This is a genomic window from Variovorax sp. MHTC-1 (assembly GCF_003984645.1).
Classification (GTDB): Bacteria; Pseudomonadota; Gammaproteobacteria; order Burkholderiales; family Burkholderiaceae_C; genus Variovorax.
The window spans coordinates 403,726-416,841 of sequence record NZ_RWKI01000003.1; the positions used below are offsets into that span (position 1 = coordinate 403,726).

The 13,116-nt window shown below is 68.9% G+C and carries 15 protein-coding genes and 1 riboswitch; of the genes, 6 read left to right on the forward strand and 9 right to left on the reverse strand.

The features are described from left to right. Positions 1-147 precede the first annotated feature (147 nt). Complete coding sequence (locus EJI01_RS07750; protein WP_126836515.1) at positions 148-1,890, forward strand: alkaline phosphatase D family protein; 1,743 nt, start codon at positions 148-150, stop codon at positions 1,888-1,890. 24 nt (positions 1,891-1,914) lie between these two features. After that, entirely contained in the window at positions 1,915-2,328 is a 414-nt protein-coding gene (gene arfB, locus EJI01_RS07755; protein WP_126836516.1) for an alternative ribosome rescue aminoacyl-tRNA hydrolase ArfB, read from the forward strand. Here the strand turns inward: arfB and EJI01_RS07760 are convergent. The 4 genes from EJI01_RS07760 to EJI01_RS07770 all read right to left on the reverse strand — a co-directional run bounded on the left by EJI01_RS07760 (position 2,297) and on the right by EJI01_RS07770 (position 5,687). Next, the gene (locus EJI01_RS07760) at positions 2,297-2,950 is read right to left on the reverse strand and encodes a metallophosphoesterase (RefSeq protein WP_312846039.1); all 654 of its coding nucleotides are present in this window, start codon (positions 2,948-2,950) and stop codon (positions 2,297-2,299) included. The two genes, arfB and EJI01_RS07760, sit on opposite strands and share 32 nt — an antisense overlap. Then, positions 2,893-3,102, reverse strand: a complete 210-nt coding sequence (locus tag EJI01_RS29595; RefSeq protein ID WP_312846040.1) for a hypothetical protein — start codon at positions 3,100-3,102, stop codon at positions 2,893-2,895. The genes EJI01_RS07760 and EJI01_RS29595 overlap by 58 nt, the downstream gene beginning before the upstream one ends. Continuing rightward, positions 3,099-4,790: a SulP family inorganic anion transporter gene (locus tag EJI01_RS07765; protein WP_126836517.1), complete on the reverse strand. Its 1,692-nt coding sequence runs from the start codon at positions 4,788-4,790 to the stop codon at positions 3,099-3,101. Before EJI01_RS07765 ends, EJI01_RS29595 begins: the two co-directional genes overlap by 4 nt. Positions 4,791-4,865: 75 nt before the next feature. After that, positions 4,866-5,687 carry an AraC family transcriptional regulator gene (locus EJI01_RS07770; RefSeq protein WP_126836518.1) on the reverse strand — a complete coding sequence of 274 codons (822 nt, stop codon included), beginning with the start codon at positions 5,685-5,687 and terminating at the stop codon, positions 4,866-4,868. 89 nt (positions 5,688-5,776) lie between these two features. Here EJI01_RS07770 and EJI01_RS07775 point away from each other — a divergent pair, with 89 nt between their 5' ends. Next, on the forward strand, positions 5,777-7,018 hold the full coding sequence (locus EJI01_RS07775; RefSeq protein ID WP_126836519.1) for an MFS transporter: 1,242 nt from the start codon (positions 5,777-5,779) through the stop codon (positions 7,016-7,018). Between the two features lie 4 nt (positions 7,019-7,022). Continuing rightward, positions 7,023-7,775 carry a sulfite exporter TauE/SafE family protein gene (locus EJI01_RS07780; RefSeq protein WP_409513936.1) on the forward strand — a complete coding sequence of 251 codons (753 nt, stop codon included), beginning with the start codon at positions 7,023-7,025 and terminating at the stop codon, positions 7,773-7,775. Positions 7,776-8,044: 269 nt separating this feature from the next. On the opposite strand, the gene EJI01_RS07785 is transcribed toward EJI01_RS07780, so the two are convergent. The 3 genes from EJI01_RS07785 to EJI01_RS07795 form a co-directional block, all read right to left on the reverse strand. Continuing rightward, entirely contained in the window at positions 8,045-8,503 is a 459-nt protein-coding gene (locus EJI01_RS07785; RefSeq protein WP_126836521.1) for a hypothetical protein, read from the reverse strand. Between the two features lie 110 nt (positions 8,504-8,613). Beyond that, positions 8,614-9,288: a glutathione S-transferase family protein gene (locus EJI01_RS07790; RefSeq protein ID WP_126836522.1), complete on the reverse strand. Its 675-nt coding sequence runs from the start codon at positions 9,286-9,288 to the stop codon at positions 8,614-8,616. A gap of 13 nt (positions 9,289-9,301) precedes the next feature. Beyond that, positions 9,302-9,814 carry a 6,7-dimethyl-8-ribityllumazine synthase gene (locus EJI01_RS07795; RefSeq protein WP_126836523.1) on the reverse strand — a complete coding sequence of 171 codons (513 nt, stop codon included), beginning with the start codon at positions 9,812-9,814 and terminating at the stop codon, positions 9,302-9,304. An 88-nt stretch (positions 9,815-9,902) separates the two neighbouring features. Then, a riboswitch (FMN riboswitch) is annotated at positions 9,903-10,080 on the reverse strand. Between the two features lie 166 nt (positions 10,081-10,246). Between EJI01_RS07795 and EJI01_RS07800 the strand changes: the two genes are divergently transcribed. Next, the gene (locus EJI01_RS07800; RefSeq protein ID WP_126836524.1) at positions 10,247-10,708 is read left to right on the forward strand and encodes an SRPBCC family protein; all 462 of its coding nucleotides are present in this window, start codon (positions 10,247-10,249) and stop codon (positions 10,706-10,708) included. Beyond that, positions 10,692-11,057 carry an ArsR/SmtB family transcription factor gene (locus EJI01_RS07805; RefSeq protein WP_126836525.1) on the forward strand — a complete coding sequence of 122 codons (366 nt, stop codon included), beginning with the start codon at positions 10,692-10,694 and terminating at the stop codon, positions 11,055-11,057. Before EJI01_RS07800 ends, EJI01_RS07805 begins: the two co-directional genes overlap by 17 nt. On the opposite strand, the gene EJI01_RS07810 is transcribed toward EJI01_RS07805, so the two are convergent. Together EJI01_RS07810 and EJI01_RS07815 are read right to left on the reverse strand one after the other, a co-directional pair. Then, positions 11,035-12,153: a DNA glycosylase AlkZ-like family protein gene (locus EJI01_RS07810; protein WP_126836526.1), complete on the reverse strand. Its 1,119-nt coding sequence runs from the start codon at positions 12,151-12,153 to the stop codon at positions 11,035-11,037. The two genes, EJI01_RS07805 and EJI01_RS07810, sit on opposite strands and share 23 nt — an antisense overlap. A 55-nt stretch (positions 12,154-12,208) precedes the next feature. Further along, positions 12,209-13,087 (reverse strand): sugar phosphate isomerase/epimerase family protein, encoded by an 879-nt coding sequence (locus tag EJI01_RS07815; protein ID WP_126836527.1) that lies wholly within the window; start codon positions 13,085-13,087, stop codon positions 12,209-12,211. Between the last annotated feature and the right edge of the window lie 29 nt (positions 13,088-13,116).

Consider the following 13,116-nt stretch of genomic DNA (forward strand, 5'->3'; position numbering starts at 1 on the left):
TGTTCTCTGTGTGCACTCGCAACAGGCTGTGACTCGTTGTAAGCGCTTCGCCGACCTCGCAGATTGATCCGCACCTACGCGGTGGCCGCTTGCCTGCGCATCCAATCCAGCCACCGTCCGCCGATCAAAGCGGGCAAGGAGCGAGACATGCGCAAAGCCCAGGGCACCGAGGCCTCCGAAACCGCGGCGGATTCGCAGGGCATGTTGCCCGAGCCTTCGCGCCGCGCCTTCATCCGCAGCGCGGTTCTGTACGCCATGTTCGTGGGCAGCGGCGTCAGTGTGTCCGGTTGCGGTGGAGGCGGCGATGGTGGCGGTGGTTTCGGCGGCGGTGCACCCCCCGCCGGCACGGGCAGCCTCTTCCCGCATGGTGTCGCAAGCGGCGACCCCTTGTCCGACCGTGTCATCCTGTGGACGCGCGTCACGTCGCCGAGCCCGGGCGCGCTCAACCTGAGCTGGGAGGTGGCGAGCGATCCCAACTTCGGCGGCATCGTGGCCCGCGGCACGGCGAACACCGGAGCGGAGCAGGACTACACCGTCAAGGTGGATGCCACCGGCCTGCAGCCCGCGAGCGTCTACTACTACCGCTTCTATCTCGGATCGGAGCCGTCGCCCACGGGGCGCACGAAGACCTTGCCCGTCGGCAATGTGTCGCAGTTGAAGCTGGCCGTGGTCTCGTGTTCGAACTTTCCGGCCGGCTACTTCAATGTGTATGCCGAACTGGCCAAGCGCACGGACATCGACGTGGCCCTGCACCTGGGCGACTACATCTACGAGTTCGGGCTGCTGGGCTTCGGGTCGGAGCTGGCCTTCACGGTCGATCGCGAAGCGAAACCGCCTCACGAACTCATCACCCTCGACGACTACCGCCGCCGCCATGCGCAGTACCGCACCGACCCGGACCTGATCGCATTCCACGCGAAGCTGCCGGTGATCGCTGTGTGGGACGACCACGACGTGGCCGACAACGCGTGGTCCGGCGGCGCGGTCAACCACGATCCGGCCACGGAAGGCAGCTTTGCCGCGCGCCGTGCGGCGGCGATGCAGGCCTATCGCGAATGGATTCCCGTTCGCATGCCCGACCCATCGAATCCGCTGAAGATCTACCGCTCCTTCGACTTCGGCACGCTCGCATCGCTGCACATGCTCGATACCCGGCTGATCGGACGAGACCAGCAGGTCGATCTCGATCAGTATCTGGCCGGCGCGGCAGCGGGCGCGTCGCGCCAGCTTCTGGGCGCCGAGCAATCGGACTGGCTGTCGGCCCGGCTGGCCGCTTCCGGCGCCACCTGGCAGGTGCTGGGGAACCAGGTGCTCATGGCGCGCATGGAAATACCGCTCTCCATCGCAAGCGCATTCACGCCCGAGACGGTGGCCGAATTCCTGGCCGCCCAGGCCACGCCGGAGGCCCTGCGCAGCGACAGCCAGCGCGCCTTGCTGAACCAGCGCCGCGTGCCCTACAACCTCGATGCCTGGGACGGCTATCCCGCGGCGCGCGAATCGGTTCTGGTCACGGCCCGTTCGCTGGGCAAGAACCTCGTATCGCTGGCGGGCGATACGCACAACGCGTGGGCCAGCAACCTGACCGATGCCGCGGGCCAGCGCGTCGGCGTGGAGTTCGCGACGGCGTCGGTCAGCTCGCCGGGTTTCGAGCGCGCGCTGCCGCTGATCTCCGGTCCCGTCCTCTCGGATGCGTTTCCCAGGCTGGTGAGGGATCTGCGCTATGCGGAGACGAGCAAGCGCGGCTGCCTGGTGCTTACGCTCACGCCGGCAGAAGCCAGGGGCGACTGGACGGAGGTCAGCACGGTGTTCAGCCGCTCCTATTCGGCACGGCTTGCGGCGAGCCTGCATGCCTTGCCCGGCGCAGGCCAGCTCGACGTGCTGCCGGTGTAGCAGCCGGGCGGGCCAGAATAGCGGATGCCCGCGCCGCGCCTGCCCATCCTTGTCGACCCGCTGGAGGTCGAGTTCAGCGCCATCCGCGCGCAGGGCGCGGGCGGGCAGAACGTCAACAAGGTGTCGAGCGCGGTGCACCTGCGCTACGACATCCCCGCGAGCTCGCTGCCCGAGGACGTCAAGGAACGCCTGCTCGCGCTGCGCGACAGCCGCATCACGCACGAAGGCGTGCTGGTGCTGAAGGCGCAGAAGCACCGCAGCCAGGACATGAACCGCGCCGACGCGCTGGCGCGGCTGCAGGAGCTGGTCGACAGCGTCGCGACGCCGCCGCGCGTGCGCCGGCCGACCAAGCCCAGCTATGGCGCGAAGCAGCGGCGGCTCGAGGGCAAGAGCCAGCGCTCGGAAATCAAGAGCCTGCGTGGGCCGGTGAAGGATTGAGCGCCGCCGCGCCGCCGACCTCGACCGTGAGCAGCGGGTCGAACAGCGCGTTCTCGTCGACCCCGTCGCGCGCATAGCCGCGCGGGTTGCACAGCACGCGCGTGCTGTTCACACGGTAGTCGAAGCTGTCGTGCGTGTGGCCGTGGATCCAGAGTTCGGGCCCACCACCGCGCATCAACGCTTCCAGGTCGGATACGAAAGAGGCGTTGATCGGCGAGCCGGCAAAGCGGGGATGGATGCTCTTCGGCGAAGGTGCGTGGTGCGTGACGACCACGGTCGGCCCCGCATGCGGCTCGGCCAGCCGGTCGGCCAGCCAGGCCGCGTGGCGCCGGAACAATGCGGCTGCATCCGCCGGCGCGAAGAGGGCGGGCGAGTCCTCGTTCAACCGGATGCGGCTGAAGTCGCGCATGAACTGGGCGGCCAGGGCCATTGCCGACGTGCGCGCCTCGCCCGCGCCGAACAGGAGGTAGTCGGTCCACAGCGTGCTGCCGAGGAAGCGCACGCCGTCGATCACGACTTCCTCGTCGTCGAGCACGCGGATGCGCGTTCCGGCAGCGCGTGCCTTCAGCTCGCGCATCGTGCCGTGGATGCTTCCGCCGTAGAACTCGTGGTTGCCCGCCAATAGAGCACCGGCTTGTCGAAGCCCGCGGCCCAGGCCAGCGCTTCGGCCGGGCGCGCGATGTCGCCGGCCAGGATGACGAGATCGGCATCGGTCTGCGGATGCGGCAGCACGCCGCGGCTCAGGTGCAGGTCGGAGAGGATGTGGAGCTTCATGCGGCGCGCTCCTGCTGCAGGACGGACGCATCGGCCAGCGCGGCCAGCGCGTCGCTGTCGGTCCGGTAGACGAAGAGCATCGGTCCTGGGCTCAGCAGCCCGGCGCGTTCCAGCACCTGCTGCGCCGGCAGCTTGAGGCCGCTCAGATGCAGCCGCACGCCCTTGGATTCCAGTAGCCGCCGGATCGTGCCGAACACCTCCGCGCCGGTCACGTCGATGCGGTTGATCGGCTGCGCGAACAGGCAGATGTCGGTGAGCTCGGGCCGCATCGCCAGCGTGACGGTGATGGCGCGCTCCAGCGTGCTCGCGGTGGCGAAGTCGAGCTCGGCATCCATGCGCATCGCGTGCAGCTGCGGCGCGAGCGGCGGCAGGTTCCACAGGTGGCGGTCGCGCAGGCTGCCGTCGGGATGCAGGCCGACTTCGATGATGCGCGGATGCAAATGCCGGTACATGTAGTGGCTGAGGCTCATCAAGAGGCCGGCCAGCACGCCCCAGTAGATCGAGGGCGAGGTCGCGATCGTGAGCACGAAGGTGACCAGCGCGGTGACCGCTTCGACGCGCGAGATGCGCCACAGCGCGACGAACTGCCCCGGCCGCACCAGGCCCAGCATGGCGACCACCACGATCGCCGCGAGCACTGCCTGCGGCACGTGGTAGAGCAGCGGCATCGCCCACAGCAGCGCGGCGCCGATCAGCAGCACGCAGAACACGGTGGCCCAGCCGGTCTGCGCGCCGGCGTAGAGATTGATGGCCGAGCGCGAGAACGAGGAACTGGTGGGGAAGGCGCCTGAGAGGCCGGAGGCGATCTTGGCCAGGCCCTGGCCGATCAGGTCCTGGTTCTCGTTCCAGAGCTTGCCGGCCCGCGCGTTGTCGACCTTGGCGCTCGAGGCCGTCTCGAGAAAGCTCACCAGCGTGATCATCAAGGCCGGCAGCAGCAGTGCGCCGAAGGTGCCGAGCGGCAGCGGACCGGGCCAGTAGAAGGCCGGCAGCCCCGAGGGCAGGGTGCCGACCACCGCGCCGCCGCGCAGCGCATAGCCGATGGCCGCGCTGATGGCCGCACACGCGCCCACCACCACCATGGCAGCCGGGAAGCGCGGCCAGCGCTCCTTGGCGAGCCACAGCGCCGCGATGCTGCCGAGCCCGAAGGCAATGGCCAGGAAATCGGGCGGCGCGCCGTGCAGCAGCTGGTCGATGCTGCGGCCGGTGAAGCCGAAGAGCGCCGGCAGCTGAGACAAGATGATCAGCACCGAAGCCGCCTGCGTGAAGCCCATCAGCACCGGCGAATTGACCAGCCGCAGCACCCAGCCGAAACCGCCGAGCCCGAGCACCAGCTGGATCGCACCCGACATGAGGCACAGCCACACCGCGAGCGCCACCCATTCGGCGCTGCCCGGAATGGCCAGCGGGCCGAGCGAGGCCGCGACCAGCAGGCTGGACAAGGCGGTCGGTCCGACCGACAGCCGCGTCGACGCGCTGAACATCACGCCGATCAGGGCCGGCAGCAGCGAGGCGTAGATTCCCGTGACCAGCGGCATCCCGGCCAGCGCCGCATAGGCCACGCCCTGCGGGATCACCATCAATGCCACGGTGATGCCGGCCAGCGCTTCGCCTGTGAGCAGCGCGCGGCTCGGGCGAGGCCAGCCGAGGAAGGGAAGCCAGCGCACGAGCTGGTCGCGATGAAGGGCCATGCCTTCAGCGCGCTGAATGTTGTTCGGGGTGCACCTGCCGATGATACGAAAGCACGGCCCAGTGCCCGCGGACAGCTACTTCTTCTTGTGCTGGAACGCCGTCGGCGATTTCCCCGTCGCGGCCTTGAACATCGCGCAGAAGGCGCTGTCGGTCGCGTAGCCGCTCGCCGACGCCACCTGGCTCACGGCCATGCCGCGCGCGAGCAGTGGCAGCGCATGCGCGAGCACGGCCTGCTGGCGCCATTGCTGCCAGCTCATGCCGAGCTGGTCGCGGAACAGCCGTGCCACGGTGCGCTCGCTGGCGCCGATGGCTTCGGCGCGTTCGGCCAGCGTGGCGCGGCTCGCCGGGTTGCGCAGCAGCGTCTCGCACAACTGGCGCAGGCGCTTGTCGGCCGGCAGCGGCACGTCGATGCGGATCTGCGTCGCGCGCTCGAGCTCGTCGACCAGAAGCGGCGCGATCCAGCGCTCGCGCTGCGCCGCGTGCGGGTCGGCCGGCGGCAGGCCGTCGGGCGTGGTGTCGAGCGCGAGCATCAGGGCGCGCAGCAAGGGACTGATCTCCAGCACCTCGCATTTCTCCCAGGCCGGCCCGAGCCAGCTGTGCAGATAGACGGTGCGCAGCTCGGCGTCTTCGATCAAGGTGACGCTGTGCGGCATGTCGGCCGGCACCCAGAGTGCGCGCGAGGGCGGCACGATGTAGCTGCCGTCCTCGGTGCTGAGGCGGATCACGCCGCGCGTCGAGAAGGTCAGCTGCGGCCACGGGTGGGAATGCAGCTCGACGAAGGTGTCGGCCTTCAGAAAATGTTCCTTGGCGCGCAGCGGGCGCAGCGCGTCGGGCGCATAGAGGTGAGGCGTGAGCGAGGCGACGCTGTAGATCGGCGTGGCGGCAAGGGGCGGCATGATTTCGACAAATGTTGTCTCTGTATCGCCATTCTGCCGTCACCTCCGGGAATACGATCGGTGCCCGCTCCGGTTTCTTGTTGCAATTCATGTCTTCATCCTCCGCTTCCGCCGCCACGCCCACCTTGCGCTCCGACGCCAAGCTGATCGGCCTCGTCGGCTTGGCGCATGCCATCAGCCATTTCGCCCAGCTCGTGCTGCCGCCGCTGTTTCCGTGGCTGAAGGACGCCTTCGACGTGAGCTACACCGAGCTCGGCGCGGTGCTCACCGTGTTCTTCGTGGTCTCTTGCGTGGTGCAGGCGGCCTCGGGCTTCCTGGTCGACAAGCTGGGCCCGCGGCCGGTGCTGTTCGTGGGGCTCGGGTTGCTGGCCCTCGCGGCTTTTGGCTATGCGTTGGCGCAGAGCTACTGGATGCTGCTCGCCAGCGCGGTGGTCGCGGGCATCGGCAACGGCGTGTTCCACCCGGTCGACTACACGCTGTTCAACCGCAAGGTGGCGCCCACGCGCCTGGGCCATGCCTATAGCGTGCACGGCATCACCGGCAGCCTGGGCTGGGCGGTGGCGCCGGCTTTCGTGGTGCCGCTGGCCATCGCGTTCTCGTGGCGCGTGGCGCTGGCCTCGGCCGGCGCGCTGGCGCTGGTGGTGCTGGCGGTGTTGTGGTGGAACCGCAGCGTGCTCGCGCTCGACGTCAAGGCGGTGCACAAGGCGACCGGCTCGGATGCGGCGCCGACCGGCGAATTCGCCTTCCTCAAGATCCCGGCGGTCTGGATGTGCTTCGGCTTTTTCTTCTTCTATGCGATGGCGCTGAGCGTGGTGCAGACCTTCGCGCCGGCGGCGGCCGGGCATCTGCACGCGGTGCCGGTGGCGCTGGTCGCTGTGTGTCTCACGATCTACATGGTGGCCAGCGCGGCCGGCATGGTGGTGGGCGGCTTCCTGGCGTCCGACCCCTCGCGCTGCGAGCGCGTGGTGGGCGCCGCCTTCGGCACGGCCGCGGTGCTGGCGCTGGTGCTCGCGCTGGCCGACTTCCCGCCCATCGTGGTGCCGGTGATGTTCGGCGCGATGGGCTTCGCCTCCGGTATCGCGGGGCCTTCGCGCGACCTGCTGGTCAAGCGCTCGACGCCGGCCAATGCGACCGGCCGCGTCTACGGCGTGGTCTACGCGGGCCTGGACATCGGCCAGGCGCTGGCGCCGCTGATCTTCGGCCGGCTGATGGACCATGGCCGGTACACCAGCGTGATCATCGGGCTCGCGGTGGTGCAGGCCGTGCTGATCGCCAGCGCCCTCAATGTGCGGCGCGTGCGCCGCGAAGCCCTCGTCCCCGCGTCGGCCTGAGCTCTTGTCGCTCTACTTGATCGTTGCGTTCGGCGCGGTCGTGGCCGGATTCGTGCAGGGCCTGTCGGGCTTCGCGTTCGGGCTGGTCGCGATGTCCTTCTGGGCCTGGACGGTGGATCCGAAGTTGGCCGCGGTGCTCGCGACCTTCGGCGCGCTCGCCGGCCAGGTGATTGCGGCGGTCACGGTGCGCCGCGGCTTCAACTGGTCGCTGCTGCTGCCCTTCGTCCTCGGCGGTCTCGTCGGCGTGCCGATCGGCGTGTGGCTGCTGCCGCGGCTCGACGTGCCGCTGTTCAAGGCCTGTCTCGGCGGCCTGCTGGTGCTCTGGTGCCCGGCCATGCTGATGGCGCGCGATCTGCCGCGCGTGAGCGCAGGCGGCCGGCCGGCCGATGCGGTGATCGGATTGATCGGCGGCGTCTGCGGCGGCCTCGGCGGCTTCACCGGGGCGATCCCGACGCTCTGGTGCACGCTGCGCGGCCTCGAGAAGGACGTGCAGCGGGCCGTGATCCAGAACTTCAATCTCTCGATGCTGGTGGTGGCCTTCTCGCTCTATCTGGGCACGGGCCTCGTCGGCGTCCAGACGCTGCCCTTCCTCGGCATCGTCGCGGTCGCGGTGCTGGTACCGGTGCTGCTCGGTGCGCGGCTCTACATCGGCATCAGCGAGGCGCGCTTTCGCCAGGTCGTGCTGGGACTCCTGACGCTGTCGGGCGTGGCGCTGCTGGCGTCCTCGGTGCCGGAGCTGCTGGTGCGGACCGGCTAGGGCCTGTTAACGCTATTTGCGGGGATCGCGTTGCCCAGCCAAGGGGCTGGATGCAAGGCGCCCGCGCGCGGCAAGGCTTGCGCCTTGCAAGCGCGGGCAACGCCGCAGACGGCCCCTTGGCTGGGCAACCCGGAGGGAAGGCCTGCCAGGGCGCGCCACTCGGCGTTGCGCTCCTTGTGCGTGCCGACGCACGCACGGCGTCGCGCGCCTTGATTGGCCCGCCCTGGCAGGCCTTCGCGACCCCGCAAATAGCGTTAACAGGCCCTAGTTCATCCCAGGTAGTCGATGAACTGCGGGATCACCTCGCGCAGGAAGGCGACTTCCTCCGCTGGAATGCTGCGCGGCTCCAGATCGAAATGGATGAAGGTGCCATAGGGCGTGCCGTCGGCGCGCGTCAGCAACTGGCCGTAGTAGGACTCGACGAAGCCGGCGTAGGGGCGGCTCGTCAGACGCTGGTCCGCGGAGGCATGGCTGGTCACGAACTCGCCATGCTCGATCGCATACTGGCAGAAGCTCCTGCCGAGCGGCACCACCTTCAGCCAGGTTCGGTATTCGGAAATGCGGTCGAATGCGTGCGCCGCATGCATCACCTCGCCACTCAGTTTGTAGATGGCCGTGAATCGATAGAGTGTCCGGTCGTTGAGCAAGGCCAGCGCCGGGACGATCCCGTGGTTGGCGAGAAGGCTGCGAACCGCCGCAGCAGGCACGGGCAAATCGATGTCGAGCATGGGGGTCCTGTTGGGGCGTGGCCGCGAATCTTACGCAATTCTTACGGGACTCGGGAACAGGGTTTGACCGGGATCTTGTCAGCGCAAACCCTTGGATGGCCCCACGCGGCTCAGGACTCTGCGGCCTCGCAGCCAGGGACGAAGGGATAGCGCGCGGCCCAGAACTCGGCCAGGCGCGGCTCGGCATCGACGCGGCGAACCACCTCGGCCATGCGGGGCGCCTCGCGGTAGAAGCGCCGTCGCCGCGGCGTCCAGCGCGAGGCCACCGTCACGTAGAGATCGAGCATGCCGATGGCGTCGCCCAGCAGGTAGGGCGTGCCGCGCGGCATCTGCGCATCCATGAGACGCCAGCATTCGGCGATGCGTTCTTCCGTGCGTTCGAGGATCACCTTTTCGGCCGCCGCATCGGCTGCCAGCCGCGATGGCACATCGCGCACCCAGAACAAGGAATAGATCGCGGCGGAGACGAAGCTCATCCAGCGCAGGTACTGCGCGCGCTGCGGATCGTCGATGGCGGGGGCGAGACCCGCATCCGGATGGCGGTCGCCGAGCCAGACCAGGATCGCGGCGCTCTCGGTCATGACCTCGCCCGAAGGCAGCACCAGCACCGGCGCCTGCCGCATCGCGTTGACCGGCAGCAGCTTGTCTCGCTCGGCTTCGCTCTTCCAGGGCGCGACATCGACGATGGTGCAGGGCGCGCCGATCAGCGTGAGCGCCGCATGCACGGGCGTCGCGCCCGAACCGGGCGCGCCGTAGAGGGTGTAGGGCTTGGCGACGGTGTTCATCGCCAAAGCCTACTCAAGCGGCGAGCAGTTCGTCAACGCGGCGCAGCCCTTCGAGAGTCTTGACGCAAGCCTCGGCCACTTCGGTGCCCTTGACTGCGAAATGGCGGTGGAAGTACTTGCGATGCTCGATGTGCTCGTGGAAGTGGTGCGGCGTGAGCACTGCCGAGAAGACCGGCACGTCGGTTTCGAGCTGCACCTGCATCAGCGACTGCACAACCGTGCTGGCGACGAACTCGTGGCGGTAGATGCCGCCGTCGACCACCAGCGCGCAGCCGACGATGGCCGCATAGCGCCCCGAATTGGCGAGCCGCTTGGCATGCAGCGGAATCTCGAAGGCGCCGGGGACGTCGAAGATGTCGATGCCGTCCTGCGGCACGCCCCGGCGCTGCATCTCTTCGAGGAAGGCGTCGCGCGCCTGGTGGACGATGTCCGAATGCCATTGCGCCTGCACGAAGGCGATGCGCCGGCCGCGCGATGCTTCGGTCGACGCCACGGCGGAGAGGGGAAGGTCGTTGATCTGACTCATGGTTTGCCTCTTGTACAAGGGTTGCCTGAATCAGGGCGCACGAACCCGAGGCCGGGGCACGCGCGAAGGCGCCTGCCCGGCAACGGGGTCGCGCTCTCTTTCATCCGGACTGTGGGACTTCGTCAGAAGCCCTGAACCGTCGGCCCCGGGATCTCACCAGGTCTGCTGACCCTGCGGCGCATGACGCGCCGCAGGCGCTCGCGGGCTCGTGCGAACGTGTCGCCATCACCGCCGGTGGGGAATTCCACCCCGCCCTGAGAACGCTTTGCCGACGCGCTTTCGTGCGGCGGCCCGGCGATTCTAGGAGCGGCGCGGCGGGCATGTTGTCGCGCGTGCGCCAGACCTCGCGCGGCGCGGGGCCTTCGCCGGAAATGCAATGAAATGGTTGCGTTTGGCGTTGGCATTGCCTAATATGCAGCCAGGAGGTTGCATATGAACGCATCCACGGACCGTATCGAAAGAAAGATTCTTCTCAAGGCCCCGCGCTCGCGGGTCTGGCGCGCGCTGTCGAACGCCGAGGAGTTCGGCGGCTGGTTCGGCGTGGCGCTGAAGGGGCAGGTCTTTGCCGCCGGCCAGCACGCGCGCGGGAACATCACCTATCCGGGCTACGAGCATCTGGTCTTCGATGTGCTGGTCGAGCGCATCGAGCCGGAGCGCCTGCTGGCCCTGCGCTGGCATCCGGCGGCGATCGATCCTGCCGTCGACTATTCCCATGAGCCCACCACGCTGGTCGAGTTCGAGCTGACCGAAGTCGAGGACGGCACCTTGCTCACGCTGGTCGAATCCGGCTTCGACAAGATCCCGCCGGAACGCCGGCTGGAGGCCTTCCGCATGAACAGCGGCGGCTGGGACGAGCAGATGAAAAACATCGAGAAACATGTCGCCACGCCCTAGCGCGCCCGCGAAGCGCTCGTCGCTGAAGAAGCCGGCGCTGAAGAACTCTGCTTCGATCTTCGCTGCGCTGGGCGACGAGACGCGCCTGCGCCTGGTGACCGTGCTGTGTGCCGGCGGCGCGATGTCGATCGCGCAGCTCACCGCCGGCACCGAGATCACGCGGCAGGCCGTCACCAAGCACTTGCAGGTGCTGGCTGGCGCGGGCCTGGTGCATGACGTGAAGATCGGGCGCGAACGGCTCTGGGAGCTGGAGCGGGCGCGGCTGGAAGAAGGCCGGCGCTCGCTCGATGCCATCGCGCAGCAGTGGGATCAGGCGCTCATGCGGCTCAAGCTGGCCGTCGAGGATTGAGCGCTGGCCTCCGGGCCAGGAATTCGGTCATGCGCTGCAGTTCGTCGTCGAGAGCCGCGCGAAAGGCTGCGTCGCGCGGCTTCGCGCCGGCGTAGCCGAAGGACGGTTGCAGCCGGCCTTCGCGCGCCGCGACATTGGCCCAGCCGATCACGCGGTCGTGCCGCAGCAGGGGCAGCGCGTAGTAGCCGAGCTGGCGTTTCTCAGGCGGCGTGTAGGCCTCGAACTTGTATGTCCAGCCCCACAGCAGCACGAAGCGGCGGCGGTCCCACACCACCGGATCGAAGGGCGCGAGCAGGCGCACCGCCTCGTCGGGGGCGTGCCGGCGCGAGGCCGGGTTCTCGTCGGCCGGCCAGTACCAGGTGGTGCCGTCGATGCGGCAGCTGGCGAGCGCTTCGCGCGCTTCGCGCAAGGCGGCCTGGGTGTGAGCCGACAGGTGCGGGGCGCCGTAGCCGAGCAGGCGAACGAGGTAGGTGAGGCTCGCGGCCGGCAGCGGCGCGTACTTGCGCACCACGAGATCGATCAGCGCGGCGGCGCGCTGTGCCCGGCCGGTGGGGCTGTCGTCGCCGGGCGCATGGGCCGCCGCTTCGTACACGCGGGTTCCGCTGTCGCGCCGCGCCACGCGCAGCATGCCGCGGTAGTGCATGCCGTCGAGCAGGTGCGTGGTGGCGTTGCTCGAGCCGCCCCAGTAGTTCTTCACGCGTCCGTGGGCGAAATGCTGTTCGACCTGGCGCGGATGCACTTGCCCGTGCTCGCGCACGAAGGCCAGCACCTCGGCCGCCTTGCGGCGGGTCTCGGCGTCCCACGCGCGCTTGGCCTCGCGCGGATGCATCAGGGCCAGGTGCTCGCGCGGCAGGAAGCCGTAGTTGACGAGGCAGTCTTCGTCGATCGCCAGCCTGGCGTACCGGCTTTCGAGGTCGCCCGCACGGTAGTCTTCGACGCGATGGCGCAGCGTGAGGTCTTGCGCGCGTGCCGGCGCGCGGATCGGGTCGGCCTGCACGAAGCCGAGGCGCCGGATCGCGCGCGGGAGGGTCGTGGCCTTGAAGAGGGTGCGCGCCACGGCATAGCGGCGCAGGTCGTCGAGGGTGGGTGCAGCCATGCGGCGGATTGCAGCACAGCCGGCTGGTGCGTGCAGCACGGCCTGTTCACAGGCCCTAAACCGTGCTGCGGTGGCGCTCGATGCAGGTGTCGAGCACTTCCTCGCCCGGGCGCTGCCACCAGTCGAGCGCGGAGAAGATCTCGACTTCGCTGAAGCCATCGAAGCCGGCGGCCTCGACCCAGCCGCGGATCTTCTTGAGCTCGACCACGCCGTCGCCCATCATCCCGCGGTCGCTCAGCAGGTCGCGCGTGGGCGTGAGCCAGTCGCAGACGTGGTAGGCGAGCAGGCGCTCTTTGCCGGCGCGCGCGATCTGCTGTTCGAGCTTCGGGTCCCACCACACGTGGTAGATGTCGAGCGCGACGCCGAGCATGCCCGAGCGCTGCGGATCGAGTTCGTCGCACAGGTCCAGGGCGTGCTCGAGCGTGTTGATGCAGGCGCGGTCGGCGGCCTGCATCGGATGCAGCGGCTCGATGGCGAGCGGCATGCCGACCTCGCGCGCGTAGTCGAGCGAGGCGGCGATGCCGTCGTGCACTTCGGCGCGCGCGCGAGACAGGTCCTTGTAGAGGGCCTTGCCCTCGAGCGCGCCGGGCAGGGCGCCGACCACCAGCACGAGGCAAGGCGCGTCCAGCATCTTCGCTTCGTCGATGGCGCGGCGGTTGTCGTCCAGCGCGGCTGCGAGACCGGCCGCATCGGGCGCCGGGAAGAAGCCGCCGCGGCAGTAGCCCGACAGGCCGATGCCGTGCGCCTTGAGCTGCTTCGCGATCTTGTCGATGCCGGCGGCGGCGACCTGGTCGCGCCAGGGGCTGATGGCACGGATGCCGCGTGCGGCGCACTGGTCGATGATGCGGTCGAGCGCCACTTCGGCGCCGCGTTGCTTGCGCACGGTGGCGGTATTGATGGAGAGCCACTCGTGGTCGTGAGAGAAATCGCGCATGGGGAAAGTTGGAAGCATAGGGTTGGTGA

Bases quoted from the DNA above. Each gene is read 5' to 3' on its own strand.
- EJI01_RS07750 (WP_126836515.1), top strand. From the start codon at position 148: ATGCGCAAAGCCCAGGGCACCGAGGCCTCCGAAACCGCGGCGGATTCG.
- arfB (WP_126836516.1), top strand. From the start codon at position 1,915: ATGCCCGCGCCGCGCCTGCCCATCCTTGTCGACCCGCTGGAGGTCGAG.
- EJI01_RS29595 (WP_312846040.1), bottom strand. From the start codon at position 3,102: ATGAAGCTCCACATCCTCTCCGACCTGCACCTGAGCCGCGGCGTGCTG.
- EJI01_RS07765 (WP_126836517.1), bottom strand. From the start codon at position 4,790: ATGGCCCTTCATCGCGACCAGCTCGTGCGCTGGCTTCCCTTCCTCGGC.
- EJI01_RS07770 (WP_126836518.1), bottom strand. From the start codon at position 5,687: ATGCCGCCCCTTGCCGCCACGCCGATCTACAGCGTCGCCTCGCTCACG.
- EJI01_RS07775 (WP_126836519.1), top strand. From the start codon at position 5,777: ATGTCTTCATCCTCCGCTTCCGCCGCCACGCCCACCTTGCGCTCCGAC.
- EJI01_RS07785 (WP_126836521.1), bottom strand. From the start codon at position 8,503: ATGCTCGACATCGATTTGCCCGTGCCTGCTGCGGCGGTTCGCAGCCTT.
- EJI01_RS07790 (WP_126836522.1), bottom strand. From the start codon at position 9,288: ATGAACACCGTCGCCAAGCCCTACACCCTCTACGGCGCGCCCGGTTCG.
- EJI01_RS07795 (WP_126836523.1), bottom strand. From the start codon at position 9,814: ATGAGTCAGATCAACGACCTTCCCCTCTCCGCCGTGGCGTCGACCGAA.
- EJI01_RS07800 (WP_126836524.1), top strand. From the start codon at position 10,247: ATGAACGCATCCACGGACCGTATCGAAAGAAAGATTCTTCTCAAGGCC.
- EJI01_RS07805 (WP_126836525.1), top strand. From the start codon at position 10,692: ATGTCGCCACGCCCTAGCGCGCCCGCGAAGCGCTCGTCGCTGAAGAAG.
- EJI01_RS07810 (WP_126836526.1), bottom strand. From the start codon at position 12,153: ATGGCTGCACCCACCCTCGACGACCTGCGCCGCTATGCCGTGGCGCGC.
- EJI01_RS07815 (WP_126836527.1), bottom strand. From the start codon at position 13,087: ATGCGCGATTTCTCTCACGACCACGAGTGGCTCTCCATCAATACCGCC.